The following is a 26,097-nucleotide window of genomic DNA, read 5'->3' as shown; positions in this document are numbered from 1 at the left end:
TTGCCTGGTATCCCGGGGACTGGATCCGCGAGGAACTGGCCGCAGGCCAGCTCAAGCCCTTGCCGGTCAAGGAGGGAGTGGAGCGTTGGGGACGATGTATCTCGTCTATCTCGATCCTGACGGCGCCGGACCGGGCGCCCGCGGGTTGGAACAAATCATCCGGTGTGAGGCGCAGAGCATCGCTTAAGCCGTTGGCGCGAGGCTGAGCACCTATCTACGGGCGCCGCCGACAAGTGATATCGACCGCGCGGCGGCGGTCACCAGCGGGGAGAAGCGTTCTTCGGTTTCTTCCGGCGTGTAGCGGCTGCGTGATACCGCGATGTTGATCGCGCCGTAGGGCGTGCCGTTGGCATCCAGCACCGGGGCGGCGATCGACAGGTCGCCGTGAAAGTATTCCTCGAAGGCCGTGGCGTAGCCCTGGGTCGCCGATTGTTTCAGCTTTGCCTTCAGCGCGTCGATGTCCCAGGTCGTATGGGGCGTAAACGGGTAGAGATCCGATTTTTCGAGAATTGCATGGGCTGCGGTTTCTGGCAGGCCGGAGAGGATGGCGATGCCCGGCGCCGTGCAATAGGCCGGCAGCCGCGTGCCGGTGATGACGTCGTTGTTGAGCACGTGCCGGCTCATGAAGCGCGACACGAAGACGATGTCGGTATCGTCAAGCACCGTGAGGTTGACGGTTTCTTCTGTCGCTTTGCTCAGGTGCAGGAGATAGGGCATGCCGCGTTCGACGAAGCCGCTGGCGCGGGTGTAGTGGTAGCCGAAATCAAGCGCCTTCACCGTCAGCTCAAAGCGCTTGGTATCCGGGTTCTTGCCGAGATAGCCGAGCTTGGCGAGCGTGTGGGTGAAGCGTTGGGCGGCGCTCATGTCGAGCCCGGTTTCCTCGGCGATCTGCGACAGGCTGAGGTTCGGGCGGCGACCATCAAAGGCTCTTAAGACCCTGAAGGCCTTCTCGACCGACTGAACCAGCAAGGGATCGCGGTCTTCTCCCGACGTTTCGTTTTCGTCTGTCGCAGCCTTGTTCGCCTTGCGCGCCATCAATCCCCCGGTCCTCACCGTTTCCCACATATCGATAACAGAATCGCCAAGCCCAGGAAAAGGTGCTTGACAGCTAAAATAAACATAATCACACTATGACATAACAATTATCGCATTGCAATAGTTGTTTAATTGCAACGGAGAAAATCATGGACCGCTTCATCCTGACTGAACGGCGCGGCGAAGTCGGCGTCATCACGCTGAACCGCCCCGAAATCCTCAATGCCTGGCACAGCCCGATGCGCCAGCAGCTGGTTGCTGCCTTCAAGGCCTTCGAAGAAGACGAGGCGGTCCGCGCCATCATCCTCACCGGTGCCGGCGATCGCGCCTTCAGCGCCGGCCAGGACCTGAACGAGACCCGCACGTTCGATGGCGCCCGCGGTCAGGAATGGGTGGGTGAATGGGAGCGGCTCTATGATGCGATGCGCTCGCTGTCGAAGCCGCTGATTGCAGCGCTCAATGGCGTTGCCGCCGGCTCGGCATTCCAGGTGGCACTTCTGTGCGATTTCCGCATCGCCCATCCGGGCGTTCGCATGGGTCAGCCGGAAATCAATTCCGGTATCGCCAGCACCACGGGCCCGTGGATGATGCGCGAGATGATCGGCTTGTCCCGCACCATCGACCTGACCCTCAGCGGGCGTCTTATGGAGGCGAATGAATGCCAGGCCATCGGCATCATCAACCGCATCGTGCCGCAGGAACGTGTCATGGACGAAGCGCTGTCGCTGGCGCATGAACTCGCCGCCAAGCCGCCGGTCGCCATGCGGCTTGACAAACAGCGCTTCAGGGAGATGACAGAGGCTGGTTTCCGCGACTGCCTCGAAGCCGGCGCCCGTATCCAGCGCGAAGCCTACGCTTCCGGCGAACCGGCGCGGATGATGGAACAGTTTCTCGCACGGCGTGCGGCAAGCAAGGCCTGACAAAGGCCAGGCCGCTTATGGGAGGCGGCGCGCAATCCAAGATAAGAGGGTAGAACAATGACCAACGACAAACGCATTCTGATTGATCGTCGCAACCTGCTGAAAATCGGCGGAGGCCTGGGCGTTGCCCTGGCCGCGCCAGCCATCTTCACGCGGCACGCCTTCGCCGCCGAAGCACTGACCGTTGCCGATCCCGGCGGTCCTTATAGCCCGGGATACCGCAAGGCCTTCTACGATCCCTTCGAAAAGGCGACCGGCATCAAGGTCATCAATGTCGCCCGCGATGCCGAACCGACCGCGCAGTTCCGCGCGATGGTCGAGACGCAATCCTACAGCTGGGACGTCTGCACGCTGACGCTGTCTGCCCGCGACATTCTGGAAAAGCGCGATCTGCTCGAACCGATCAACCTGCCGGCTGCCGACGTGCCCGGGCTGATGCCCGACGCGCTCACCGAACTGTGGCTCGGCGTCGACGTCTATTCCACCATCATGGCCTACCGCACCGATCGCTTCGACGCCGCCAATGGTCCGAGCTCCTGGGCCGATTTCTGGAACGTCGAGAAATTCCCGGGTCGTCGCGCCCTGCGCAAGAACCCGATCGATACCCTGGAGCAGGCGCTGCTTGCCGACGGCGTGCCGCTTGCCGAACTCTACCCCCTCGACATCGAACGCGCTTATGCAAGCCTTGAGAAGATCAAGCCGCATGTCGATGTCTGGTGGACCGGTGGTGCACAGTCGAGCCAGCTGATCCAGAGCGGCGAAGTCGACCTGATCGCGCTCTGGAACGCTCGCGCCCAGGCGGTCATCGACGGCGGTGCGCCGGTCAAGATCGGCTGGAACCAGGGGCTTTACTCGATTGAGGGATGGGGCATTCCCAAGGGCTCGCCGCGCGCGGATATAGCCCGGCAGTTCGTCCGGTTCTGTGCCGATCCGAAGCAGCAGGCGCTCTTTACCGAGTTCCTCGCCTACGGACCGACCAACCTCAAGGCCTACGAGCATATCCCGGCGGAACGCGCCGCGGCGCTTCCGACCTCCGAGGCCAATCTCAAGGTCATGACCATCGCGCGCGAAGACTGGTGGAGCGCCAACCGCTCCGAAATGACCGAGCGCTTCAACGCCTGGATCCTGGGTTAAGGGGAAATTAGATGCTCGCGAAGCCCGAACAAGCCACTCGCCCCAAACTTCTCGTCGACGGACTGGCTAAGAGCTACGGTGCCACCGTCGCTCTGAAACCCACGCACGTCGCAGTCCAGACCGGCGAGTTCCTGACGCTTCTCGGGCCTTCGGGCTCCGGCAAGACCACTTTGCTGCAGATGATCAGCGGGCTGGTCCTGCCGACGGAGGGCCGCCTGTTCATCGACGGCAGCAACGAGACGGACACGCCGGTGCACAAGCGCGACATCGGCCTGGTCTTCCAGCACTACGCCCTGTTTCCGCATCTGACGGTGGCCGAGAATATCGGCTTTCCCCTGAAGATGCGCGGCAAGAGCACGGCCGAGATCGACAAACAGGTCAAGGGCGCTCTGGACATGGTTCAGCTCGGCCATCTGGCCGGGCGGTTCCCGCGCGAGCTTTCGGGCGGACAGCAGCAGCGCGTGGCGCTTGCGCGCTGCTTCGTCTACCAGCCGTCGATCATCCTGATGGACGAGCCGCTGGGCGCGCTGGACAAGAAGCTGCGCGAACACATGCAGTTCGAAATCAAGCGGCTGCACCGGCAGACCGGCGCAACGATCATCTATGTGACGCATGACCAGGAAGAGGCGCTGGCGCTGTCGGACCGCATCTGCCTGATGAACCACGCCATGGTCGAGCAGATCGGCCCGCCGCAGGAAATCTATGCCCGGCCGCGCACGGCCTTTGCTGCCGATTTCATCGGCATCTCCAACATCTTCCGCGGCCGCGTCGAGATCGGCTCCGGTGGTGCCGCCCATCTTTCGACCGAAAGTGGCCGCTTCCGGATCGATGGTACCGGCCTTTCCAACAATGCCGAGATGGCGCTGGTGGTGCGGCCGGAGCATCTCGAACTCGGCTCGACCGGGGCAAACGAAATCAGCGGCCGCGTGGCCGAAGTCGTCTATGCCGGCTCGGAAACCCGCCTGCTCGTCGACATTTCGGCCAGTGAACTGGTGACGGTTCGTGTTCTTCCCGGCAAGCCGTTACCAAGCATCGGCGAAACCATCATGCTCAGCTGGGCGCCGGAAGCGGCCGTGCTGGTGACGCCATGACCGCCGCCGCCATGACCCCAGCGCGCGCCGCGCGTTCCAGCCGCTTCCGCTTCGGCCCGCTTTGGCTGGCGGTGCCGGGTATCGCCTTCCTGCTGATCTTCTTCCTCGTCCCCGTTGCAAGGCTCATGGGCCTCAGCCTCGAAGACGCCGACACCGGGGCGATGACCGCCAGCCACTATGCAAGGATCTTCGAGACCGACGTTTACTTCCGCGTCCTCCTGATCACGTTCCGCATCGCCGGGCTGACGACGCTCTTCTCTTTGTTGCTCGGCTATCCCTTGGCCTACTGGCTGTCGCGCCTGCCGGACCGAACGCGCGGGACGATGATCCTTCTCGTCATGGTGCCGTTCTGGACAAGTTATCTCGTCAAGAGCTTCGCCTGGGTCATCGTGCTTGGGCGCACCGGCGTCATCAACCAGATCGGTCTTGGATCGGGTCTGCTCAGCCAGCCGCTCGAACTGCTGCACAATGAAATCGGCGTGATGATCGGCATGGTCCATGCCATGGTCCCGCTTGCCATCCTCACGATGTTGCCTGTGATGACCGGCATCGATCGCCGGCTGACACAGGCATCGGGAACGCTGGGCGCGACGCCGGCTAAGGGCTTCTGGCTCGTTTATTTCCCGCTCTCGCTTCCGGGTGCTGCGGCTGCCGGCCTGCTCACCTTCATCTCCTCGCTCGGCTTCTTCATCGTTCCGGCTCTGCTGGGCGGCCGCCAGCAGACGATGCTGGCGCAGCTGATCATCGTGCAGGTCCAGGAGATCCTGAACTGGGCCTTTGCGGGCGCGCTCGCCGCCATGATGCTGGTCGCAGCATTGGTGACCTGCTGGCTCTACGACCGGGTCTTCGGTCTCTCCAGCCTCTCGGGTGAACCGTCCGACGACAAGGCCGGCAAGACCGGTTTCCTGCGTGGCATTGGTTTGGCGATCCTCGATCGCGTCGCAACCGTCAGCAGCGCCATCGCGGCCGGCAGCCACCGCCTGCTGGGGGCTGCGGTTTCGAGCCGAATGCTCGGCATCTACAGCCTCATGATGTTCGCCTTCCTGATGCTGCCGACGCTCGTCGTCCTGCCGATCGCTTTTACCAGCTCACAGTTCCTCGAGTTCCCGCCGCCGGGATTTGGTCTCGAATGGTTCCGGACCTACTTCACCTCGGACCTCTGGGTTGCGGCCACCATTCGCTCCTTCGGCGTTGCCTTCGCGACCGCCATCGTTGCAACGGTGATCGGCGGCTTTGCCGCGCTCGCGCTTGCCCGTTCGCGCTCGCGCTGGCGGGGCATCATCTTCGCCTTCTTCCTGGCACCGATGATCGTGCCACGCATCGTCATCGCCGTCGGGCTGTTCTACCTCTTCGCCCAGATGGGACTGGTCGCGACCGACCTCGGCCTGGTGATCGGCCACACGGTGCTGGCGTTGCCCTTTGCCTTCGTTGCCATCGCGGCGGTGCTGAAGAGCTATGACTGGCGGCTCGACCAGGCGGCGGCCACGCTCGGGGCAAACCGGGTTCAGGCCCTGCGCTTCGTCACCGTGCCGCTGATCAAGAGCGGTCTGACGGCAGCGTTCCTGTTTGCCTTCATTACTTCGTTCGACGAGCTGACCGTGGCGATCTTCGTCAGCGGCGGCGTCAAGACGACACTGCCGAAACAGATGTGGGACGACATGATCCTCCAGCTCAACCCGACGCTCGCGGCCGTTTCCGTCGTCGTCTTCATCGTCGTGACGACACTTCTCCTGGCGGCGGAAAAACTCCGCCGCTCCACCTGACACACCATCCGAGATCCTCCCATGACCGTTTCTCTCGAAGGCTTCCTCGGAAGCTTCACGACCAAGGCTGCCCGCAAACCGGAACAGGTGTTCGCCCGTTTCAACGGCGAGCCGATCACTTTTGCCACCCTCGATGCCATGTCGGCAGCCCTTGCCGCCGAGTTGCGACGGCGTGGCCTGAAATCCGGCGACCGCGCCGCTGTCATGATGCGCAATTCGCGCCTGTCGCTGGCCGTCCTGTTCGGCCTTGCCAAGGCCGGCGTCGTCTGGGTGCCGGTCAACGCGCAGCTGCGCGGCGAGGGCCTGCGTTATATCCTCGAACATTGCGAACCGGGCGTCGTCATCTGTGACGCCGAGCTTGCCGAAACGATCGCCGAAAGTGGTGCCGCTCTGCCTGCGGCCGGGCTCATTCTCGCGGGCGAACAGGCGGGTGCGGCGTCGCTCGAGACGATCCTGTCGTCGGGTGCCGCCTTCGAGGAGGCGCCGCCTGCCGCCGACGATCTGTTTGCGATCATGTATACCTCAGGCACCACCGGCCGGCCGAAGGGCGTGCTGGTGACCCACGGCATGATCCGGCTTGCCGGCGAGGCGGTGCGCACGCTGTCGGTCGCCGGCCCCGGCGATGTCTTCTTCGTCTGGGAGCCGCTCTATCATATCGGCGGTGCGCAGCTGATCGTGCTGCCGATCATCGAGGACCTGTCGCTTGCCATGGTCGACAAGTTCAGTGCCAGCCGTTTCTGGGACCAGGTGCGCAGCTATGGCGCCACCCACATCCACTATCTCGGTGGCATCCTGCAGATCCTTTTGAAGCAGCCGGAAAGCGTACGCGACCGCGAGCATCCGGTGCGGATCGCCTGGGGGGGCGGCTGCCCGAAGGAGGTCTGGCCGCTGTTCAAGGAGCGCTTCGGCGTCGAGATGCGCGAGTGCTACGGCATGACGGAGGCCTCGAGCATCACCACCTGCAACGCCACCGGTGTTGTCGGCGCCGTCGGCCAGCCGATGCCCTGGTTTTCGGTCGATATCCTCGACGACAAGGGCGCGCCGGTGCCGACGGGCGACAAAGGAGAGATCGTCGTGCGGACCTCGCTTCCGGGCGCGCTGTTCAAGGGTTATCTGCGCAATCCGGAAGCAACCGAAAAGGCTCTTCGCAACGGCGCGCTTCATACCGGCGATTCCGGCTCCTTCGATGCCGATGGCAATCTCTGGTTCCATGGCCGGCTCACCGATAGCGTCCGTTGCAAGGGCGAGAACGTTTCTGCCTGGGAAGTGGAGCATGTCGCCGCCGCCTATCCGGCAGTCGAAGACTGCGCCATGATCGGCGTTGCCGCCGATGTCGGCGAGCAGGATATCAAGCTTTTCGTCAAGCCGAAGCCGGGCAGCGCCATCGATCCGATCGACCTGTCGGGATGGCTCGCCCATCGTCTCGCACCCTACCAGAACCCGCGCTACATCGCCGTCGTCGAGGAGTTCGAGCGCACGCCAAGCCAGCGCATCATGAAGCACCGGTTGCCTGCTGGTCTCGACAACTGTTGGGATCGGCTGGCGCGGCAGTAGGGTCGAGGTTTTTGGACGAAGACGGTGAACGAAGGGAGGCGACGGGATGGATCAATCTGACGAGATCGTGCTGGTCGGATGCGGCAACATGGGGTTTGCGCTGCTCGAAGGCTGGGTCGGGCGTGCGGGTATTCCCGCCGGTCGAATTCACGTGATCGAGCCTGCGCAGGCACTTCGCAGCCGCGCGGCGGCTGTGGGTGCCACCGTCCATGCCGATGCGGGCGAGCTACCACAGGCGTTGCGGCCCCGCGCTGTCATCATTGCCGTCAAGCCGCAGGTCGTTCGTTCGATGCTCGGCGCTTACCGGCGGTTCGGCGGAAAGGCTGCTTTCGTCAGCATTGCCGCCGGCGTGCCGATATCGACCTTCGAGGCGACGCTTGGCGAAACAGCGATCATCCGCGCCATGCCCAATATGCCGGCTTCGATCGGGCTGGGGGTGATCGCCGCCTTTGCCAACGTCCATACCGACGACGGCCAAATGGCCTATGTGACAAACCTGCTCGCGGCCGTCGGCGCCGTTCATTGGCTGGCGGAGGAAAAACTCGTCGATGCGGCGACGGCGATTTCGGGGTCGGGGCCGGCCTACCTCTTCCATTTCATCGAGTGTCTGACAGAGGCGGGCGTTGCCGTTGGTCTATCGGCGGAGACTGCGCTCGCCTTGGCAAAGCAGACGGTCGAGGGTGCTGCTGCTCTTGCCGGCACCAGCGGCTTTTCGCCCGCAGAGTTGCGTCAACAGGTGACCAGCCCGAACGGCACTACGGCTGCAGCGCTCCAGGTTCTGACGGCCGAGCCATGTCTGGCCGAACTGATGACGCGGGCGGTCGCCGCTGCACATCGCCGGGCGCTGGAGCTTGCGGTCGCCTGATCGCCGGCCGGAGATGTGTCAGGGCGTCGTGAACGACGCGTCGCGCACACCGGGAATATGAAAGGTCTGCTGGAAATAGGACCGCAGCGCCTGCATCGGCGGCGTGAATTCCGCCCCGCGCCGCCAGGCAAGGCCGACGTCCATGGCAGGCACCGGATCGCGCACGGTGATCGTCTCGATGCGCCGGCCTTCGAGCGACCAGGGGCGATGAACCATGTCGGACAAAATGGTCACGCCCTGGCCATTGGCGACCAGCGAACGGACCGCCTCGACCGACGAGGTCCGGAGATTGACGCGCGGCTGGTAGGTCGAGGCGCTCCAGTATTTCAGCGACGAGTGCGCTGCCTCGTCGACCGTCAGCATGATGTAGGGTTCCTCGGCGATCTCGCGAAAACCCACGCTGTCGCGTTGAAGCAGCGGATGCTGGGCCGGCACCCAGAGCCGGCGCGTCGAACTCATCAGCTTTTCGGTCGTCAGCGCCGGGTTGAGGATGTTGGACGTCAGGAGCACGGCCATGTCGTAACGGTTTGTCAGCAGGCCTTCCTCGATCGATTCCCGCTTGAGTTCGAACAGCTGCAGTTCGAGTTTTGGAAACAGGCGCCGCAGCCGCTCGATATGCTGCGGCAGGAAGTAGCCGATGACGGTATAGGTGGCGGCGATTGCCAGCGTGCCCTCGACGGCGCTGCTGACGACGTTGAGATGCGTCGCCTCATCCACCTTCTTGAGGATCTCGTAGGCGTGCGAGAGGAACTCCCGCCCTGCCATCGTCAGGTCCATGCCGCTCGGCGTGCGCAAGAACAGATTGGCGCCGACGATGCGCTCCAGCTCCTTGATGGCCGTGGTGACTGCGGATTGGGAGATCGAAAGATCGATCGCCGCCTGCGATATCTGGCCAAGTTCGGCGGTTGCGACGAAGTAACGAAGCTGACGAAGGCTGATCGACATCCCGCATTTCCCATCTGATTATTTTATAATGCGGCTGAAAAAATCAGAAAGTCTGCCGCACTTTTGCGCAATCGGTTGATCGTCCTTCAGGCATCTTCGTCTAAACCTCTCTAAAGACGCTAATTTTTGCAGGCGCTTTTTGCAACTGCGAATTCTGAAATTCAGATAATCGGCATATGAAAATAGAATTTTTCAAATGCTTCGTTTCACCCTAGCGTTTCCCGAGAGGTCAGGGTTGCCGGGAGAGCAATCTCCAGGAGAGCGACCTGCAACAGAGGGATGAGGCATTGCTCGACGTCGTCGACATCAATTGCGACATGGGAGAAGCGTTCGGTCGCTGGCGCATCGGCGATACGGACGATGCGACGCTGATGCCGCTGATCAGCTCCGCCAACATCGCGGCCGGTTTCCATGCCGGCGATCCCAACCTGATGGATGAGGCGGTTCGGCTTGCGGCCGAACATGGCGTCGGCATCGGCGCCCATCCCGGCTATCGCGATCTGCAGGGGTTTGGCCGCCGCAAGATTGCCGGCACGCCACGCGAACTCGTCAACGACATCGTCTATCAGGTCGGCGCGATCCGCGAATTCGCGCGCCGTCATGGCGCACCGCTGCAGCATGTGAAGCCGCATGGCGCGCTCTATATGGAGATGGCGGTCAACCGCGAACTCTCGCAGATCTTCATGCAATATATGCGCACCGTCGCGCCGAACGCCTTCGTCTTCTGCATGGCGGGATCGGCGACGGAGCTAGCGGCACAGGATGTCGGCCAGCCCGTCATTCGCGAGTTCTATGCCGACCGCGATTATGACGACAGCGGCTCGATCGTCTTTACCCGCGATGCCGGCCGGCCGGATGCCGCGGCAATCGCCCGCAAGGTCGTTCGCGCTTGCCGGGAAGGGCGGGTGCGCACCGTCACCGGCGCCGATGTCGAGGTCCCGTTCGAATCCATCTGTTTTCATTCCGATACGCTGGGCGCGCTCGATATCGTGCGCCTCATGCGGGAGGGGCTGAGTGCCGAAGGCATTCGCATCGCTCCCGTCTCTCAGGTCAAAACCAGATAACATAGCGGAGGCAACCATGAGCAAGCACGAAATCCGATCGCCCCTTCCAGGAACCTTCTATCGCTCGCCTGCTCCGGATGTTCCGCCGTTCAAGACGGATGGCGATGCCGTTTCCTCCAGCGACGCCATTGGCCTGATCGAAGTCATGAAGACCTTTCAGGAAATCCAGGCCGGCGTGGCCGGCGGCAGCATCCGTTTCCTCGTCGACAATGAAGAGCCTGTCATGGCCGGCCAGGTGATCGCCGAGGTCGAACAATGAAACTGCGCTCGGTTCTCGTTGCCAATCGCGGCGAAATCGCCGTCCGCATCATCCGCGCCGCCAAGGCGCTCGGTATCCGCACGGTTCAGGTCTATAGTGCCGCCGACGCCGACATGCTGGCCGTCAAACTCGCCGACGAGGCGATCGAGATCGGGCCACCTGCGCCGAAGAAATCCTATCTCAACATAGAAGCGGTGATTGCGGCGGCCAAACGCGCCGATGTCGATGCGGTTCATCCAGGCTATGGCTTCCTGTCGGAGAACGGTGATTTCGCCGATGCCGTGGTTGCCGCCGGCCTCATCTTCATTGGACCTTCAGGTGATGCCATCCGCCTGCTGGGCGACAAGGTCGCTGCACGCGCTGTTGCCGAGAAGGCCGGCGTGCCGACGGTTCCGGGCAGCGATGGCCGGATCTCCAGCCTGACGGAAGCGCGTGCCGTAACGGAGCGCACCGGCTTTCCCGTGATGATCAAGGCGGCAGCCGGCGGCGGTGGCCGCGGTATCCGTATCGTCAACGATCCGGCCGAACTGGAAACGCAGTTTCCGCAGGCGTCCGCCGAAGCGCTGGCATCCTTTGGAGATGGCGGCCTCTATCTGGAAAAGGTCATCACCCGCGCCCGCCACGTCGAGGTGCAGATCCTCGGCGACGGTACGGATGTCGTGCATTGCTATGAGCGCGAATGCTCGCTGCAGCGCCGCCGGCAGAAGGTCTGGGAAGAGGCGCCGTCCTTCCTGCTTCCGTCCGATGTGCGCAAGAAGCTCTGCGACAGTGCCGTCGCGCTGGCGCGCTCCGTCGGCTACCGCGGGGCAGGCACGGTCGAGTATCTCTATGACGACGAGACCCGCGAATTTTACTTCATCGAGGTCAACACCCGCATCCAGGTGGAGCATCCGGTCACCGAGATGATCACCGGCATCGATCTGGTCGAGGAGATGTTCCGCATTGCCGCCGGCGCGCCACTGTCGGTCCGCCAGGCCGATATCGCCGTCAAGGGCCACGCCATCGAGTGCCGGATCAATGCCGAGGATCCGAGACGCGGTTTCATGCCGGCGCCGGGCAAGATCGAGAGGCTCGATGTGCCCGAGGGCGAGGGTATTCGTTTCGATACCATGCTCTACGAGGGCTACGTCATCCCGCCATTCTACGATTCCCTGCTCGGCAAATTGATCGTCTGGGGCGAGGACCGCAGCGCCTGCCTGGCGCGGCTTTCGCAGGCGCTGGCAGAACTGAAGATCGAAGGCGTGCCGACGACGATCCCGTTGCATCGCGCACTGGCTGCCGATCCGCAGATCGCCAAGGGCGCCTTTCATACCCGCTTTCTCGAGACATGGCTTGAAACTGAATTTGCCGCCGATGGCGGCCGTGCCGCGGAGGTCGCGTGATGCCGACACGATATACGTTCGGAGGCGACGAGCACCTGTTCGTCGAGTGCAGCGACGAGATGTCGTTGGAAGCCTTCTTCAAGAGCCTCTCGATGGCCAACGGCGTCAAGGAGAGCGGCATCAAGGGCATCACCGAGATCTGCCCCGCGAATGCGTCGTTCCAGATCAAGTTCGACCCGGATCAGATCAAGCCGGATGATGTGCTGAAGGAAGTGCGTGCCATCGAGGGGGCTGCCGAGCGGGCCGAGCCGGTCATCCGCACCCGCATCGTCGAAATTCCCGTTTTCTACAACGACCCCTGGACGCATGAGACGCTGATGCGTTTTCGCGAGCGCCATCAGGAGCCGTCGGGAACCGATCTCGACTATGCGACGAGGATCAACGGCTACGGTGATGTCGACGATTTCGTCGCTGCCCATTCCGGCTCGCCCTGGTTCGTGTCGATGGTCGGCTTTGTTGCCGGCCTGCCGTTCATGTACCAGATGGTCGAAAGGCAACGGCAGATCCAGGTGCCGAAGTACCTGCGGCCCCGCACCGACACGCCGAGGCTGACCGTTGGTCATGGCGGCTGCTTCGGCTGCATCTATTCGGTGCGCGGTGCCGGTGGCTACCAGATGTTCGGCATCACGCCGATGCCGATCTTCGACCCGACGCAAACCACCAGCTATCTTCGTGATTTCATGGTGTTCTTCCGCCCAGGCGATATCGTCAAGTTCAAGCCGATCGACCGGGACGCCTATGACCAGGCGGTCGAGGATGTCGACAAGGGGCGCTTCAGCCCGCCTGTGCGCGAGGTCAGCTTCGACCTGCGCGAATTCCAGAAGGATATCACTGGCTACAACACCCGGCTGGAGGGCAAGATCAATGGCCATTAAGGTGCTGCATCACGGCCTTGCGACCACCGTCCAGGACCTTGGCCGTCCGGGCTACTTCCACCTCGGCATTCCGCTCGGGGGCGCGATGGATCGCTACGCGATGCGCGCCTCCAATCTGCTGGTCGGAAACGACGAGGGAGCGGCGGGTCTTGAGGCGGTGTTCCTCGGCCCCAAGCTCGAATTTACCGAAGACGCTACCGTTGCCGTGACCGGTGCCGACATGCCGGTCAAGGTCGACGGCGTCGAGCAACCGGGATGGACGGCCTTTGCCGTTCGCGCCGGGCAGACGCTGACCTTCGATTTCCTCAAATCCGGCGCCCGCATTTACATCGCCGTTGCCGGCGGCATCGACGTTCCGCTGGCGCTTGGCAGCCGATCGACCTACCCGATCGGTGCGCTCGGTGGCTACAAGGGCCGGCCGCTTGCGGCGGGCGACGAACTGCCGGTTGGTGCAGCCAATGGGTCGGGTGAAGGTCGCTCGGTGGCTGAGCCGTTGCGCCGCCTGCCCGCAGCCCCCGTGGCGCTTCGCGTCCTGCCCGGTCTCTACTGGGATCGCCTTTCCGACGAGGCCAAGCGGAGCTTCTTTGCCGACGAATGGAAGGTGGCGCCGGAGGCCGACCGCATGGGCTACCGCTTCCGCGGTGGCACCAAGCTTTCCTTTGTCGACCGCGAGCAGCCGTTCGGCGCCGGCTCCGACCCGTCCAACATCGTCGACAGCTGCTACCCCTACGGCTCCATACAGGTGCCCGGCGGAACCGAGCCGATCATCCTGCATCGCGATGCGGTGTCGGGCGGCGGTTACTTCATGCTCGGAACGGTGATCTCCGCCGACATGGACCTGATCGGGCAGATGCAGCCGCATACGCCAACCCGCTTTGTCGAGGTGACGATGGATGAGGCATTGGCGGCGCGGGCAGAGGAAAACGACCGGCTGGAAGCCCTGCGCACGTCGCTGCGCTGACGAGGCCACAGGAAGCGGAGGGGAAGATGGAGCGCGGGCATCGGAAGGGACAATCGGTAGCCGCGCCCGGATACGCCGGCAACGCTACCGAACGCGTTCGCCTATTCGACGACGCGCGTCAGATAGGCGGCGGTGACGCTTGGGCCTGGAATGATCGCGACGATCTTCATCTGCGCGATCGTCCGGTTCATCGAGGCGTCTATGTGGTTCTCCAGCATCGCCGCGGCAGCTGCAGTCGCGCCGCGCGTCATCAGTTCGACGATCAGCCGGATCTCCGCAATCACCGCCGGGTCTCCCGGAAGACCGAGCTGCCGCAGCAGCCGTTCCGTCGCGGTGACCGGCAGAAGGTTGTTGCGGATCAGTTCGCGCAGGCGCTCGTTCGGCATGGCCAGCACGCAGCACTCGGTAAACTGCGTGCGGATGTCCTCGAGGTTCTGCCAGGCGTCGGTCGGTTGCGAACGGTCGAGTTCGCTAAGCCGGCTAAACAGGACGGCAAGCCGATCCCTGTCGATATGGCTGGCGCCAAGGGCAAGCGCCTGCGGTTCGAGCAGACGGCGCAGCATGAAATGGTCCTTGACGGTCTGGGCCGTCAGCGGGCCGGCGATCCAGTGCGAGCTTTGGTTCTTGCGCACCAGCCCGCGCTCGCGCAGCCGCGTCAGCACGTCGCGCACGACGGTGCGGCTAACGCTGAAGTGATTGGCCAGTTCGTTTTCGATGATGCGGTACTGGCCGAAGATGACGCAACCGGCGACATCGTTCTCGATTTCCGTGTAGATGCGCTCCCAGGACGAGCGGCTCTGCAGCGCCTCGTCGGCGTGTTGCGGGATGGTGAGACCGAGCGACTTGATGTCGGTGCGGTTGGGCTCGATCGCCCGGCCCGGCGGCCCAACGAGATAACCGCGCCCCTTGAAACGGTGAACGAGCCCATCGCTTTCCAATTGCAAGAGTGCGCGCTGAACCGGCGCGCGCGAGATCTGCAGGATCTCCGCAATCGGCCCCTCGAGCAGAACGAGGCCGGTCGGCAAGATGCCGTCGGCGATATTGCTGCGCAGAACGTCCTCGGCAATTTCGTAGCGGCGCTGGGTATTCTGGCCGAGGCGTGGCTCGCTCATGCGATCGGGCGTCTTCCGTTTGGCTGGCAATTTCGTCCTCTTTCTTTACGCCACTTGCCTGGGGATGTGACAGCTGAAAATAAATGCATTTTGCATACTATATGGCAAATTAAATGTGCGATTGCCTATCATGTCTGGCAATGAACACATGACGCGTGACCGCTGTTCAGGCGAATGTGAGTGCCGTTGCTGCCCTGTCAGTTGCGTCTATATGGTGCGCTGGAGCGGTTAGGAACTGCAGATTGCACGGTATATCTGATTGTCTGGCACATTTTCCGGCCGAGGTCGGCGTCTGCGATTGCGTGTCGGGATGATGGCGCATTTCACTTCGAGATAAAAGACGAATAAAAGTCTATTGCATACAAAAATCATTCATGTCATTGTTCGTGACATGCAAGCGCTCAGAAGAAGCGTGCAGGTGGAACTTATCTTTTGAACCGCAAAGGACCTTCATCCCCGACGCGCATGTGACCATGCGCGAACGCAATCGCATGTCCGTTCGGATGCCGAATCGGCTCCGGCGACGGCGAAGCTTTGGGGGTGGGCGTTACGGCGGCAAACTGGCAGGAAACCAATGTCGACGGTCCTTCAGCTCAAGAACATCACCAAAACCTACGGCGACATGCGCGCGCTCAGCGGCATCGATCTCGCCTTGCCCGGCGATGCCTATATCTCGCTTCTCGGGCCGAGCGGATCCGGCAAGACGACGCTGCTCAGGGTCATTGCCGGTTTCGAGCATCCGGATGGCGGCGCGATCCTGTTTGACGGCAAGCGCATCGACACCGTGGCGCCGCACCAACGCGGCATCGGTTTCGTCTTCCAGAACTTCGCGCTCTTCCCGCATCTGTCCGTCGCGCAGAACATCGCCTTCGGCCTGGAAAACAGGGATGTCGATCCGGTCACCGACCGGCGTGTCGTCGACGCCAGGGTACGCGACATCATCAGCCTCGTCGGCCTTTCTGGTCTTGAGGGCAGGGCGGTCACGCAGATATCCGGCGGCCAGCGACAGCGCGTCGCGCTCGCGCGCACGCTGGTCACCGAGCCGCGCATGGTGCTTCTCGACGAGCCGCTCGGCGCGCTCGATGCCAATCTGCGCGCCCGGATGCGGGCGGAGTTGAGGGCGATCCGCGAGCGTTGCGGCGTCACCTTCCTGCATGTCACCGGCAGCGAGGCCGAGGCCCTGGCCATGGGCGATACCGTCCTTGTGCTCGAAAGCGGCCGCATCGCCCAGTCGGCCGATTCCGACACGGTCTACAACAGGCCCGCGTCTCCGGCCGTTGCCCGCTTTCTCAACTGCTACAACCTCTTTCAGGGACGGATCGAAGGCGGTGCCTTCGTTGGTGGCGTCGGCCGGTTTGGGCTCGGGTCAGCTGCGCCGACGCGGGCGGCATCACCGGCCTACGCGATCCGCTACGACCGGGTTTCGGTCCGGCCACGCGAAGCCGCCATTGCCGAGGACGAGATCCGCATCGAGGCCAATTTCGTCGCCAGCGAATACTCCGGCGCCGCGGTCAATTCCTTCTTCGCGCTCGATGACGGCCGGGTTTTCGAAGTCGAAAGCCACCTCAGCCACGCAGCGCCCGAAACCTATGCCGAACAGGGCCGCTACGCGCTCGTCTGGAAGCGGGAGGACGCCCTTGTCTATGCGTGAGATCGTTTTCGCAAAACCCGGCGCCACGGCGCCGCACCGTTCCCGCCCGGAGAATGAGAGATGAGCATGATGGCCGTTGCGGAGCAGACGGAAACCGAACCCGTCGTCGAGAAGAAATCACCGGGAAAAGCACTTTGGCTGCTGGCACCCGGCGTCATCTGGATGAGCCTCTTCCTCGTCCTGCCGATGCTGATGATGGTCTATGTGTCCTTCTGGACGCAGACGACCTTTACCATTGAGCCGACGCTGACGCTGAAAAGCTGGGTCACCTTCTTCACCAGCGACACCTATCTCGGTGCGCTCTGGACCACGGTGCGCATCTGGCTGATCGTGCTCGTCGCCACCGTGCTGGTCGGCTATCCCGCCGCCCTCTTCGTCGGGCTGTTCGTCAAGAACAAGGCGCTGCAGACGGTGCTTCTGGTCCTGTGCGTCATCCCCTTCTGGACGTCGTTCCTGATCCGCGTTCTCGCCTGGCGGCCTATGCTCGGCAAGGAGGGTGCGATCAACATGATCCTGATGAACCTCGGCATCACCGATGCGCCGATCGAGGTGCTGTTGTTCTCCGAACTGTCGGTGATCATCGGCATGACGCAGATCTACTGCGTCTTCATGGTCGGGCCGATCGCCTTCATGCTCGGCCGCATCGACACCTCGATCATCGAGGCCGCTCAGGATCTCGGCGCCGGCTTCTGGCGGATCTTCCGGACGATCATCCTGCCGCTGTCGATGCCGGGCGTGGTCGTCGGGGCGATCTTCGTCTCGGTCATGGTTCTCGGTGAGTTCGCGACCTCAGCGGCGCTTTCGGGCCGCAAGGTCAACCTGCTCGGGAACATCATCGTCACCCAGGTCGGTTCGCTGAAATGGGCCTTCGCGGCGGTCGCCGGCGTCGTGCTCACCATCCTGATGGGCGCGGTCGTGGCCGCCCTGCTCAGGGTCGTCGATCTCAGGAAGGAGCTCTGATCATGAATGCCAGCGGCATCAAAACCGGCCTTGGCGCCTATACCGCGCTCTTCCTCGTGTTCCTCTATGGCCCGCTCGTCGTGCTTGCCATCCTGTCCTTCCAGACGGGACCGGAAGGCGGGCCGCAGTTCCCGATCATCGAATGGTCGACCTACTGGTACAAGCATCTCTTCGGCCTGACGCCGCCGTCGCGCATCGCGCCGCTGCCGATCGAGCAGGCGCTGGTCCGCTCATTGGGTCTCGCGGTGATGACCATGATCGTCTCGACGGTGCTGGGCGTCACGGCGGCGCAGGCGTTCCGCCGCAAGTTCCGCGGCTCGGGCGTGGTCTTCTACCTCATCGTTCTCGGCATGATGGTGCCGGGCGTTCTGGTAGGTCTCGGCATGGCGCTCGTCGCAAACACGCTCGGCATCGACCGTCACTGGTGGAGCACCGCCTTTGTTCTCCACGTGGTCTACACCTTCCCCTTCGCCTTCCTGGTGATGCTGGCGATCTTCAACCGCTTCGATCCGAGCATGGAGGAAGCGTCCTGGTCGCTCGGCGTCACGCCGGCACGCACCTTCCGCAAGGTGACGTTCCCGCTGATCTTCCCCGGCGTGCTTTCCGCCATGCTCTTCGCCTTCACGCTCTCCTATGACGAGTTTTCCCGCACGCTCTTTGCCTCGGGCCGCGACCTGACATTGCCGCTGGCGATCTACGGCACCTTCTCGGTCGAAGTGCATCCGAACGTCTTTGCCTTCGGCGTGCTGACGACGCTGTTTTCCTTCGCTCTGCTCGGCACCTATGCAGCGCTGATGATGCTGTCGGTGCGCCGCGCCAAGCGGGTCGCGATCCAGGAGGAGGCGTGATGGCCGGCTCTTCCGCACGCGGCTCAGCGATCGTCACCGGTGCCGGTTCCGGCATCGGCCGGGCCATCGCACTGCGGCTGGCGACTGATGGTTATGCCGTCGTTGTCAACGATCTCTCGCCTGAAAGCTCGGCGGCGGTCGCCGGCGAGATTGTGGCAGCCGGCGGTGTGGCAACGGCAATATCGGGCGACGTGTCCAGCGAAGCCGACGTCACGGCGACCGCCGAGAAGGCGGCCCAACGCCATGGCCCCGTGGCGCTGCTCGTCAACAATGCCGGCATCGCCCATCAGGCGCTGTTCGAAAATCTCGAGGTCGCCGATTTCGATCGGATGTTTGCGGTGCATGTGCGCGGCACCTTCCTGATGACCAAGGCGGTGCTGCCGGGAATGCTTGCCCGCGGCGAGGGCGTGATCGTCAACATGGCCTCGCAGCTCGGCCAGATCGGCGGCGTCGAGCTCGTGCACTACTCGTCTGCCAAGGCCGCGATCATCGGCATGACCAAGGCGCTGGCACGCGAGGTGTCGAGCCGCGGCGTGCGGGTGAATGCAGTCGCGCCCGGCCCCATCAATACGCCACTTGTCATGGGGCTTTCGCAGGATTGGCGGGACGCCAAGAAGGCGCAGCTGCCGCTCGGGCGTTTCGGCGAGCCGGACGAAATCGCCGCGACCGTTTCGTTTCTGGCGTCGCCCTCGGCAAGCCTGTTCGTCGGCCAGACGCTCGGGCCCAATTCCGGCGACGTGATGCTTTGACAGGAAAGATGAACATGCCAAATCCTCAGAAGACCTCCTGCATTGTCATCGTCACCGGTGCCGGCATCGGCATCGGCCGGGCGGCTGCGATGGCCTTTGCCGCCAAGGGCGACCACGTCGTCGTCACCGACATTCTCGAGCGCGAAGGCTCCGCCACGGTCGACGCGATCCGCGAGGCCGGCGGCTCCGCCGAATTTGCCTATTATGACGTGCGCTCGACATCGGCGACCGACGCGCTGGTCGCCGACCTCGAAAAGCGCCACGGCCGCATCGACGTCGTCGTCGCCAATGCCGGCATTGCCCATCGCACCCCGCTTTCGGCGCTGACCGACGACAAGTGGGACCTGACCTTCGACATCGACTTGAAGGGCATTTTCCGTCTCGTGCGCGCCGTCGCACCCGGCATGCGCCGGCGCGGCGCGGGCAGCATCGTCGCGCTCTCCTCGATCATGGGCGTTGCCTATGGCTGGGACGAGCACGTGCACTATTCCGCCGCCAAGTCCGGTGTCGTCGGGCTGGTGCGGGGGCTCGCGGTCGAGCTTGCCGGCGACGGGGTTCGCGTCAATGGCGTGGCGCCCGGCTACATCCGCACGGCGCAGCTTTTGTCGAAGGAAAATTCGCTGGGGCCTGACGGTGCGGAGGCGGCCGCCGCCTTCATCCCGATGAAGCGGCTCGGAACGCCGGAGGATATCGCCGACGTCATCGCGTTCCTCGCATCCGATGCTGCCAGATACATCACCGGCCAGGTGCTGGTCGTCGATGGGGGCCTCCTGGTGGGGCGTTACTGAAGCCGCGCTGAGCGGCGAAAGAACAAGGGGCCCGCATCAAGCGGGCTCCGGGGAACAACAACAACTGGAGAAGAGACAATGCCAAATCTGGAACTCAATCGCCGCTCCCTCCTCAAACGATCCGCGGGCATGATGGCGCTGGCGATGGGCGGCGGCACGCCGTTCCTGTCGTCGCGCGCAGCCTTCGCGCAGGCAGCCGACCTGGCAGGCCAGCAGTTGCGCACCATCGGCCTTTCGGTCACCGTTCAGGAGCGCATTCTCGAGCAGTTCAAGGCGGCTGCCGGCGTCGGCGGCACCTCAGGCACGGCGGCAACCTTCCCGGACGCCCAGACGAAGATCCTCTCCGGCTCCAAAGACTATGATTGCTGGGAAATCATCGCCGAGCGCCTGCCGTCTATCGTCATGACCAACAATGTCGAGCCGATCCCGGCCTCGGCGCTGAAGAACTGGGCCAATATCCGCGACACCTTCACCACCGCCAGCGACAAGTGGGATCGGTCGGCCCAGATCATCGGCCAGATCTGGACCGACGAAAGCCAGACCGCGCTGAACATGGTGCCGGCCGTCTATAACTACGATTCCATCGGTTACAATCCCGACGTGCTTTCGGCCGAAGAGGCCAACAGCTGGACGGCGATCTTCGATCCGAAGTGGAAGGGCAAGTCCGGTATCAACACCGACCCGCTGATCGCGATCGGCCAGGCGATGATGGCGATGAACTCGCTCGGCCTTTCCGACGTCAAGAACCCCGGCAATGCGACGGCGGCCGAAATCGACGAAGCTGCAAAGTTCCTGATCTCCAAGAAGAAGGAAGGCCAGTTCCGCGCGCTCTGGGGCGATTTCGGCGAACTCGTCAACCTGATGGCATCGGGCGAAATGGTGGTTTGCGACGCCTGGCAGCCGGCGGTCATGGCCGTCAAGGCGCAGGGCAAGCCCTGCCGCTACGCCGTGCCGAAGGAAGGTTATCGCGGCTGGGCGATCGGCCCGGCGATGATTGCCGGTACCGCCAACAAGGAGGCGGTTATCGCCTATGCCGACTACTGGCTCTCGGGCGAGCCGGGCATCACCGTCTCCGAGCAGGGCTACTATTCGCCGTCGACCAACATCAAGAACGTCATGGCGCCGGAGAAATATGCCTTCTGGTACGAGGGCAAGCCCTGGGTCGGCGCCGAGGAACGCGGCATCAAGGAAGGCGACCTGCGCGACGGCGGCTCGCTGGAGGAGCGCGCCAAGAACGTCGCCTACTGGCACCAGTGGCCGGATGAATACGACCACCTGATCCAGAAGTGGGACGAGTTCCTCAACGCCTGATGAGGCAGGCCGGGAGGCGCAAGCCTCCCGGTCGCCCGAGACGCATCCGATACCCGTGATTTCAGCAAGCTCCGGAGAGCCACGATGATCTTCGACCTCGAACTCAACACTGTCGGCAAGGTCTACGACAACGGCACGCCCGCCGTGATCGATTTCAACCTGTCGGTTTCCAAGGGCGAGTTCATCGCGTTTCTCGGCCCGTCCGGCTGCGGCAAGACGACGACGCTGCGCATGATCGCCGGCTTCGAGACGATCTCGTCGGGCGAGATGCTGATCAAGGGCAAGCGCATGAACGACATCCGGCCGGAACACCGGCCGACGTCGATGATCTTCCAGAGCTACGCGCTCTTTCCGCACATGACCGTGCGCCGCAACGTCGGCTACGGGCTCGACGTCAAGGGCATGGCAAAGGCCGAGCGTGACGCCAAGGTCGACCGTATCCTGGCGACGCTCGGGCTCGAGGATATCGCCGAGAAAAAGCCCGACCGGTTGTCGGGCGGCCAACGCCAGCGCATCGCGCTCGCACGCGGGCTCGTCGTCGAGCCGGATATCCTGCTGCTCGACGAACCGCTCGGCGCGCTCGACGCCAACCTGCGCAAGGCGATCCAGAACGAGTTGAAACTGCTGCAGAAGACGCTCGGCGTCACCTTCGTCTTCGTCACTCATGCCCAGTCCGAGGCGCTCGCGCTCTCCGACCGCATCGTGGTGATGAACCAGGGCAAGGTCGAGCAGATCAGCCCGCCGCACCAGCTTTACACCCGGCCGAACACGGCGTTCGTCGCCCAGTTCATCGGCAACAACACGATCTTCCAGGGCGAGGTCGACGGCGCATCGGATGACCGGACGCTGGTTTCGACGCCGCTCGGTCAGCTTTCCGGTCGACCGAACGGCACGCTCGCCAGGAAATCGAGGGTCAACGTCGTCATCCCGGCCGAAGCGATCGAGGTGCACCCCGCCGCTCTGGTTTCGCGTGACCAGATTGCGCACACGGTCGGCGGCAACGTCGTCGGCGCCAGTGTCAGCCGTTTCGACGTGGTCGGCCACGTATCCCATCTGACGGCAACACTTGGGGACGGGCGCACCGTCTCGCTCGAAGCCCATGTCGACAAGTACCAGCCCGATGCCTTCCCTGTCGGCGCCGACATTCTTTTGAGCTGGCAGCCGGGCGAAGCCACGGTCATTCCAGCCTGACGTCCAGCCAGCTTGACCTTTTGAACGATAAAACACGAAGGAGACATACCATGGCCAAGGAAATCCTCTGCAGCTTCGGCATCGACGTCGATGCGGTTGCCGGCTGGCTCGGATCCTATGGAGGCGAGGATTCGCCTGACGATATCTCGCGCGGCCTTTTCGCCGGCGAGGTCGGCAGCCCGCGCCTGTTGAAGCTCTTCGAACGCTTCGGCATCAAGACCACCTGGTTCATTCCCGGTCACTCGATCGAGACCTTTCCGGAGCAGATGCAGGCGGTTGCCGATGCCGGCCACGAGATCGGTATTCATGGCTACACCCATGAAAACCCGATCGCCATGACGCGCGAGCAGGAGACCGCGGTTCTCGACAAGTGCATCGATCTCGTCACAAAGCTCTCGGGCAAGCGCCCGACCGGCTATGTCGCGCCGTGGTGGGAGTTTTCCAACGTCACCAACGAGCTGCTGCTGGAACGCGGCATCAAGTACGACCACTCCCTGATGCACAACGACTTCACGCCCTATTATGTGCGCGTCGGCGACAAGTGGACCAAGATCGACTACTCCAAGAAGCCGTCCGACTGGATGGTGCCGCTCACGCGCGGCAAGGAAACCGATCTCATCGAAATCCCGGCTTCCTGGTATCTCGACGACCTGCCACCGATGATGTTCATCAAGAAATCACCGAACAGCCACGGCTTCGTCAATCCACACGACATCGAACAGATCTGGCGCGATCAGTTCGATTGGGTCTATCGCGAGATGGACTATGCGGTGTTTCCGATTACCATCCATCCCGATGTTGCCGGGCGCCCGCAGGTGCTGATGATGCTGGAGCGGCTCTATGCCCACATGATCAAGCATCCCGGCGTGAAGTTCGTGACGATGAACGAGATCGCCGACGACTTTGCCAAGCGCTTCCCGCGCAAGAAGTGAGCGACTGACGGGGGCGGTCCGCGTACCGTCCCCGCCTTTTTACCGATTGCCCGCCTTTTTACCGATTGGATGACACCATGTGCTCTCTCTGCGGCGTCCTTGGAGGTAACGAACACTGGGCCGATGCCGTGGCGCGGCCGGGCGTCTATACCCGCAATGTCGAGCGCATCGACCGAAGGCGCGAGCGCGCCAATCGGGTGCGGATCGCCAACGGGATGCTGGCGCGCTTCGGCCTCACAATCACGGACTGGCAGGGCGCATCCTTCGTGCTTGCGACCCGCACCGGCAAGAGCGAGATCATCGAGGATCTCGGCCACCTCTGGCCGGCGGCCGAACGGCTCTGTGGCCGCCCCTGCGATCCGCTCGACGTGGACCTGATTGCTGCCGCGGAGGTCGCGATCGATGACTGAACCGCAGATCCCGCTTTTGACCCCGATCAACCTGCTCACGGGCTTCCTCGGCTCCGGAAAAACGACGCTCCTTGCACGCCTGCTCGCCGACCCCGCCCTTTCCGACGCCGCCGTTCTCATCAACGAATTCGGAGAAGTCGGTCTCGACCATCACCTGGTCGAGCGCATCGACGACACTATGGTGCTGCTGCAATCGGGCTGTCTCTGCTGCACGGTGCGCGGCGAGCTTGCCGATGCGATCAAGGACCTGCACTCGAAACGCGAGCGCGGGCTGGTTCCGCCCTTCCGCCGTATCGTCGTCGAGAGCACCGGGCTTGCCGATCCGTTCCCGGTCCTGTCGACGATCAAATCCGATCCGGTTCTGCGCCATCATTTTCGCCCCGGCAACGTGATTACCACCGTCGATGCGGTCAACGGGCTCCGTCAACTCGGCAGCTATGTCGAGTCTAATCGACAGGCCGCCGTTGCCGACCGGCTTGTTGTCACCAAGGCCGATCTGGCGCCGGCGGCCGATATGTCGGGCCTGGTCGAGAAGTTGCGTGGCATCAATCCGGATGCGCCGCTCTTGACCGCAACCGATCCCGCCTTCGATGTCGCCGACCTCGTCGATGAAAACCTCAGCCTGCGTGCAGCGGCGCTGCAATCGACAAGCGGGTTCTACTGCGAAGCGCCGGCTCAACTGGCAACGGCTGACGGCGGCGTGCATCAATCGGCGGTCACATCCTTCGTGATGATCGTGGAGCGCGCCATCGACTGGACGGCGTTCGGTATCTGGCTAACGATGCTGCTGAACCGTCACGGCGACAGGGTGTTGCGGGTGAAGGGCATTCTCAACATCGCCGGCGAGGAGCGCCCGGTCGCCATTCATGGCGTTCAGCATCTTGTGCACACGCCTGTGCACATGGAGCGCTGGCCGGATGAGGATCGCCGTTCGCGCATCGTGTTTATTGTTGACGGTCTGGATGTCGAGCTGCTGAAACGGTCGTTCGAGGCCTTTGCCCTCGACCGGTCGTCGGTCGGGGACGGGGCCGTGCCGAAACGCAGCCTTCAGGAACGTCAGTCGTCTTCATGAGCAAACATCTGCCTGATCAACCGACACCAGCGACACCATCCCTCCATCTGGAAGGGCGGCCGCGCCTGCGAGTACTCGGCACGGCGATTTCGCTGCTGGAGGAGTTGCGGGTTCGTGCCGAGGCCGATCTCGGCATCGAGGTGGTGTTCGACAACAACGACTTCCTGACGACCCAGCACAAGGCGGCGCAGGAGCCGGATAGTTACGACATCTACGATCAGTGTTTCCACAACCTGGATATCGTCTGGTACTGGCGGGCGATCCAGCCGATCGAGATCGGCCGCATTGCGCTCTGGGACGAGATCAACGACCTGACGAAGACTGGCCATATCGGCCCGAATGCCCGCCTGGGGCAGGGCGACGCGCCGGTCAAGAAACTGTTCGTGCAACCCAATCTCGAGCTTGGCGACACACCGTCGAGCACGATCTCGATGCTACCGACGACGCATAATTTTGACAGCTTCGCCTACAGGACCGATGTCGCCCCCAATACGGTGTCGATGAACAGCTGGGCGGCGTTGCTCGACGAACGCTGGGCAGGACGTGCAGCCCTGGTCGACGAGCCGGCGATCGGCATCTTCGATGCGGCGCTGGCCGCGCAGGCGTCTGGATTGATGTCGTTCGACAATATCGGCGCCATGACGGTCGACGAGATCGATCGGCTGATCGGCCTGCTCGAAGAGCGCAAGAAGAACGGCTACTTCCGCGCCTTCTGGCGCACGGCCGAGGATGCGGCGCGGCTGATGGTGCGAGGCGAGACCGATATCCAGAGCATGTGGTCGACGGGTATCAGCATCCTCAACGGCCAGGGCGTTCCGGTGGAGCAGGCGGTGCCGGCCGAAGGCTATCGCGCCTGGCATGGCGGCTTGTGCCTTGCGCGTCATCTGTCGGGCCGCATGCGCGACGTCGCCTATGAGTATCTCAACTGGTGGATTTCCGGTTGGCCGGGCTCGGTGGTCGCGCGCCAGGGCTATTATATCTCGACGCCGGAGCGCTCGCGACAGTGCATGTCGGCGGCTGAATGGGACTACTGGTATGGCGGCCTGCCGGCTACCTGCGACCTGCCGGGGCCAGACGGTACAATCCGCATCCGGGCGGGATCGGTCCGCAGCGGCGGTTCCTACTGGCAGCGCGCCAACTGCATCGCGGTCTGGAACACCACCATGGACGAGCACAATTATCTGGTTCGCCGCTGGATGCAGCTGGTCGAGCGATAGAGGGGTAT

Annotated in this window: 25 protein-coding genes; 22 read left to right on the top strand and 3 right to left on the bottom strand. The window is 63.2% G+C overall.

Going from position 1 to position 26,097, the window contains the following annotated elements; all coding sequences use genetic code 11:
• Positions 1 to 210: 210 nt before the first annotated feature.
• A complete protein-coding gene (locus AC1Q80_RS20035; protein WP_492361572.1) occupies positions 211 to 1,035 on the bottom strand; it encodes an IclR family transcriptional regulator in 825 nt (274 codons plus the stop codon).
• Between the two features lie 149 nt (positions 1,036 to 1,184).
• On the opposite strand from AC1Q80_RS20035, the gene AC1Q80_RS20030 reads away from it, so the two are divergent.
• From AC1Q80_RS20030 to proC, 6 genes are read left to right on the top strand one after another with little or no spacing between them, the layout of a single operon-like run.
• The gene (locus tag AC1Q80_RS20030; protein ID WP_173421243.1) at positions 1,185 to 1,955 is read left to right on the top strand and encodes an enoyl-CoA hydratase/isomerase family protein; all 771 of its coding nucleotides are present in this window, start codon (positions 1,185 to 1,187) and stop codon (positions 1,953 to 1,955) included.
• 57 nt (positions 1,956 to 2,012) lie between these two features.
• A complete protein-coding gene (locus tag AC1Q80_RS20025; protein ID WP_173421242.1) occupies positions 2,013 to 3,089 on the top strand; it encodes a polyamine ABC transporter substrate-binding protein in 1,077 nt (358 codons plus the stop codon).
• 11 nt (positions 3,090 to 3,100) lie between these two features.
• The gene (locus AC1Q80_RS20020) at positions 3,101 to 4,180 is read left to right on the top strand and encodes an ABC transporter ATP-binding protein (protein WP_492361571.1); all 1,080 of its coding nucleotides are present in this window, start codon (positions 3,101 to 3,103) and stop codon (positions 4,178 to 4,180) included.
• The gene (locus AC1Q80_RS20015) at positions 4,177 to 5,943 is read left to right on the top strand and encodes an ABC transporter permease subunit (protein WP_492361570.1); all 1,767 of its coding nucleotides are present in this window, start codon (positions 4,177 to 4,179) and stop codon (positions 5,941 to 5,943) included. The genes AC1Q80_RS20020 and AC1Q80_RS20015 overlap by 4 nt, the downstream gene beginning before the upstream one ends.
• A gap of 21 nt (positions 5,944 to 5,964) precedes the next feature.
• A complete protein-coding gene (locus AC1Q80_RS20010; RefSeq protein WP_492361569.1) occupies positions 5,965 to 7,497 on the top strand; it encodes an AMP-binding protein in 1,533 nt (510 codons plus the stop codon).
• Positions 7,498 to 7,543: 46 nt separating this feature from the next.
• Entirely contained in the window at positions 7,544 to 8,362 is an 819-nt protein-coding gene (gene proC, locus AC1Q80_RS20005) for a pyrroline-5-carboxylate reductase (RefSeq protein ID WP_492361568.1), read from the top strand.
• Positions 8,363 to 8,380: 18 nt separating this feature from the next.
• On the opposite strand, the gene AC1Q80_RS20000 is transcribed toward proC, so the two are convergent.
• A complete protein-coding gene (locus tag AC1Q80_RS20000) occupies positions 8,381 to 9,307 on the bottom strand; it encodes a LysR family transcriptional regulator (RefSeq protein ID WP_209788782.1) in 927 nt (308 codons plus the stop codon).
• 287 nt (positions 9,308 to 9,594) lie between these two features.
• On the opposite strand from AC1Q80_RS20000, the gene AC1Q80_RS19995 reads away from it, so the two are divergent.
• The 5 genes from AC1Q80_RS19995 to AC1Q80_RS19975 are packed head-to-tail and all read left to right on the top strand — an operon-like array spanning position 9,595 to position 13,848.
• Positions 9,595 to 10,371 (top strand): 5-oxoprolinase subunit PxpA, encoded by a 777-nt coding sequence (locus tag AC1Q80_RS19995; RefSeq protein WP_492361567.1) that lies wholly within the window; start codon positions 9,595 to 9,597, stop codon positions 10,369 to 10,371.
• A gap of 16 nt (positions 10,372 to 10,387) precedes the next feature.
• Positions 10,388 to 10,630 carry an acetyl-CoA carboxylase gene (locus AC1Q80_RS19990; protein WP_173421235.1) on the top strand — a complete coding sequence of 81 codons (243 nt, stop codon included), beginning with the start codon at positions 10,388 to 10,390 and terminating at the stop codon, positions 10,628 to 10,630.
• Positions 10,627 to 12,012: an acetyl-CoA carboxylase biotin carboxylase subunit gene (locus tag AC1Q80_RS19985; protein WP_492361566.1), complete on the top strand. Its 1,386-nt coding sequence runs from the start codon at positions 10,627 to 10,629 to the stop codon at positions 12,010 to 12,012. Before AC1Q80_RS19990 ends, AC1Q80_RS19985 begins: the two co-directional genes overlap by 4 nt.
• Complete coding sequence (locus tag AC1Q80_RS19980; protein ID WP_492361565.1) at positions 12,012 to 12,887, top strand: 5-oxoprolinase subunit B family protein; 876 nt, start codon at positions 12,012 to 12,014, stop codon at positions 12,885 to 12,887. Before AC1Q80_RS19985 ends, AC1Q80_RS19980 begins: the two co-directional genes overlap by 1 nt.
• Positions 12,877 to 13,848 carry a 5-oxoprolinase subunit C family protein gene (locus AC1Q80_RS19975; protein WP_492361564.1) on the top strand — a complete coding sequence of 324 codons (972 nt, stop codon included), beginning with the start codon at positions 12,877 to 12,879 and terminating at the stop codon, positions 13,846 to 13,848. The genes AC1Q80_RS19980 and AC1Q80_RS19975 overlap by 11 nt, the downstream gene beginning before the upstream one ends.
• A 101-nt stretch (positions 13,849 to 13,949) precedes the next feature.
• On the opposite strand, the gene AC1Q80_RS19970 is transcribed toward AC1Q80_RS19975, so the two are convergent.
• Positions 13,950 to 14,960 (bottom strand): GntR family transcriptional regulator, encoded by a 1,011-nt coding sequence (locus AC1Q80_RS19970; RefSeq protein WP_492361563.1) that lies wholly within the window; start codon positions 14,958 to 14,960, stop codon positions 13,950 to 13,952.
• Between the two features lie 574 nt (positions 14,961 to 15,534).
• Between AC1Q80_RS19970 and AC1Q80_RS19965 the strand changes: the two genes are divergently transcribed.
• From AC1Q80_RS19965 to AC1Q80_RS19915, 11 genes are all read left to right on the top strand, one after another.
• Positions 15,535 to 16,611, top strand: coding sequence for an ABC transporter ATP-binding protein (locus tag AC1Q80_RS19965; protein ID WP_173421230.1), 1,077 nt, complete (start codon positions 15,535 to 15,537; stop codon positions 16,609 to 16,611).
• Between the two features lie 69 nt (positions 16,612 to 16,680).
• Complete coding sequence (locus AC1Q80_RS19960; protein ID WP_412728345.1) at positions 16,681 to 17,571, top strand: ABC transporter permease; 891 nt, start codon at positions 16,681 to 16,683, stop codon at positions 17,569 to 17,571.
• A 2-nt stretch (positions 17,572 to 17,573) separates the two neighbouring features.
• Positions 17,574 to 18,419: an ABC transporter permease gene (locus tag AC1Q80_RS19955; RefSeq protein ID WP_112806212.1), complete on the top strand. Its 846-nt coding sequence runs from the start codon at positions 17,574 to 17,576 to the stop codon at positions 18,417 to 18,419.
• Positions 18,419 to 19,168, top strand: coding sequence for an SDR family NAD(P)-dependent oxidoreductase (locus tag AC1Q80_RS19950; RefSeq protein ID WP_173421228.1), 750 nt, complete (start codon positions 18,419 to 18,421; stop codon positions 19,166 to 19,168). Before AC1Q80_RS19955 ends, AC1Q80_RS19950 begins: the two co-directional genes overlap by 1 nt.
• 14 nt (positions 19,169 to 19,182) lie before the next feature.
• Complete coding sequence (locus AC1Q80_RS19945) at positions 19,183 to 19,956, top strand: SDR family NAD(P)-dependent oxidoreductase (protein ID WP_492361562.1); 774 nt, start codon at positions 19,183 to 19,185, stop codon at positions 19,954 to 19,956.
• A 78-nt stretch (positions 19,957 to 20,034) separates the two neighbouring features.
• Complete coding sequence (locus AC1Q80_RS19940; protein ID WP_492361561.1) at positions 20,035 to 21,267, top strand: ABC transporter substrate-binding protein; 1,233 nt, start codon at positions 20,035 to 20,037, stop codon at positions 21,265 to 21,267.
• Positions 21,268 to 21,351: 84 nt separating this feature from the next.
• Positions 21,352 to 22,458: an ABC transporter ATP-binding protein gene (locus tag AC1Q80_RS19935; protein ID WP_492361560.1), complete on the top strand. Its 1,107-nt coding sequence runs from the start codon at positions 21,352 to 21,354 to the stop codon at positions 22,456 to 22,458.
• Between the two features lie 50 nt (positions 22,459 to 22,508).
• On the top strand, positions 22,509 to 23,390 hold the full coding sequence (locus AC1Q80_RS19930) for a polysaccharide deacetylase family protein (RefSeq protein WP_173421224.1): 882 nt from the start codon (positions 22,509 to 22,511) through the stop codon (positions 23,388 to 23,390).
• A gap of 77 nt (positions 23,391 to 23,467) precedes the next feature.
• On the top strand, positions 23,468 to 23,800 hold the full coding sequence (locus AC1Q80_RS19925; RefSeq protein ID WP_173421223.1) for a hypothetical protein: 333 nt from the start codon (positions 23,468 to 23,470) through the stop codon (positions 23,798 to 23,800).
• Positions 23,793 to 24,872 (top strand): CobW family GTP-binding protein, encoded by a 1,080-nt coding sequence (locus AC1Q80_RS19920; RefSeq protein ID WP_173421222.1) that lies wholly within the window; start codon positions 23,793 to 23,795, stop codon positions 24,870 to 24,872. Before AC1Q80_RS19925 ends, AC1Q80_RS19920 begins: the two co-directional genes overlap by 8 nt.
• Positions 24,869 to 26,089, top strand: coding sequence for an ABC transporter substrate-binding protein (locus AC1Q80_RS19915; RefSeq protein ID WP_173421221.1), 1,221 nt, complete (start codon positions 24,869 to 24,871; stop codon positions 26,087 to 26,089). Before AC1Q80_RS19920 ends, AC1Q80_RS19915 begins: the two co-directional genes overlap by 4 nt.
• The last annotated feature ends 8 nt before the right edge of the window (positions 26,090 to 26,097 follow it).

It is taken from the genome of Ensifer sp. GW823-FHT05D09, assembly GCF_058795755.1.
The sequence above is the reverse complement of the archived record's forward strand: the minus strand, read 5'-3'. Positions and strand labels throughout refer to the sequence as shown.

Bases quoted from the DNA above. Each gene is read 5' to 3' on its own strand.
- AC1Q80_RS20035 (WP_492361572.1), bottom strand. From the start codon at position 1,035: ATGGCGCGCAAGGCGAACAAGGCTGCGACAGACGAAAACGAAACGTCG.
- AC1Q80_RS20030 (WP_173421243.1), top strand. From the start codon at position 1,185: ATGGACCGCTTCATCCTGACTGAACGGCGCGGCGAAGTCGGCGTCATC.
- AC1Q80_RS20025 (WP_173421242.1), top strand. From the start codon at position 2,013: ATGACCAACGACAAACGCATTCTGATTGATCGTCGCAACCTGCTGAAA.
- AC1Q80_RS20020 (WP_492361571.1), top strand. From the start codon at position 3,101: ATGCTCGCGAAGCCCGAACAAGCCACTCGCCCCAAACTTCTCGTCGAC.
- AC1Q80_RS20015 (WP_492361570.1), top strand. From the start codon at position 4,177: ATGACCGCCGCCGCCATGACCCCAGCGCGCGCCGCGCGTTCCAGCCGC.
- AC1Q80_RS20010 (WP_492361569.1), top strand. From the start codon at position 5,965: ATGACCGTTTCTCTCGAAGGCTTCCTCGGAAGCTTCACGACCAAGGCT.
- proC (WP_492361568.1), top strand. From the start codon at position 7,544: ATGGATCAATCTGACGAGATCGTGCTGGTCGGATGCGGCAACATGGGG.
- AC1Q80_RS20000 (WP_209788782.1), bottom strand. From the start codon at position 9,307: ATGTCGATCAGCCTTCGTCAGCTTCGTTACTTCGTCGCAACCGCCGAA.
- AC1Q80_RS19990 (WP_173421235.1), top strand. From the start codon at position 10,388: ATGAGCAAGCACGAAATCCGATCGCCCCTTCCAGGAACCTTCTATCGC.
- AC1Q80_RS19985 (WP_492361566.1), top strand. From the start codon at position 10,627: ATGAAACTGCGCTCGGTTCTCGTTGCCAATCGCGGCGAAATCGCCGTC.
- AC1Q80_RS19980 (WP_492361565.1), top strand. From the start codon at position 12,012: ATGCCGACACGATATACGTTCGGAGGCGACGAGCACCTGTTCGTCGAG.
- AC1Q80_RS19975 (WP_492361564.1), top strand. From the start codon at position 12,877: ATGGCCATTAAGGTGCTGCATCACGGCCTTGCGACCACCGTCCAGGAC.
- AC1Q80_RS19970 (WP_492361563.1), bottom strand. From the start codon at position 14,960: ATGAGCGAGCCACGCCTCGGCCAGAATACCCAGCGCCGCTACGAAATT.
- AC1Q80_RS19965 (WP_173421230.1), top strand. From the start codon at position 15,535: ATGTCGACGGTCCTTCAGCTCAAGAACATCACCAAAACCTACGGCGAC.
- AC1Q80_RS19960 (WP_412728345.1), top strand. From the start codon at position 16,681: ATGGCCGTTGCGGAGCAGACGGAAACCGAACCCGTCGTCGAGAAGAAA.
- AC1Q80_RS19955 (WP_112806212.1), top strand. From the start codon at position 17,574: ATGAATGCCAGCGGCATCAAAACCGGCCTTGGCGCCTATACCGCGCTC.
- AC1Q80_RS19950 (WP_173421228.1), top strand. From the start codon at position 18,419: ATGGCCGGCTCTTCCGCACGCGGCTCAGCGATCGTCACCGGTGCCGGT.
- AC1Q80_RS19945 (WP_492361562.1), top strand. From the start codon at position 19,183: ATGCCAAATCCTCAGAAGACCTCCTGCATTGTCATCGTCACCGGTGCC.
- AC1Q80_RS19940 (WP_492361561.1), top strand. From the start codon at position 20,035: ATGCCAAATCTGGAACTCAATCGCCGCTCCCTCCTCAAACGATCCGCG.
- AC1Q80_RS19935 (WP_492361560.1), top strand. From the start codon at position 21,352: ATGATCTTCGACCTCGAACTCAACACTGTCGGCAAGGTCTACGACAAC.
- AC1Q80_RS19930 (WP_173421224.1), top strand. From the start codon at position 22,509: ATGGCCAAGGAAATCCTCTGCAGCTTCGGCATCGACGTCGATGCGGTT.
- AC1Q80_RS19925 (WP_173421223.1), top strand. From the start codon at position 23,468: ATGTGCTCTCTCTGCGGCGTCCTTGGAGGTAACGAACACTGGGCCGAT.
- AC1Q80_RS19920 (WP_173421222.1), top strand. From the start codon at position 23,793: ATGACTGAACCGCAGATCCCGCTTTTGACCCCGATCAACCTGCTCACG.
- AC1Q80_RS19915 (WP_173421221.1), top strand. From the start codon at position 24,869: ATGAGCAAACATCTGCCTGATCAACCGACACCAGCGACACCATCCCTC.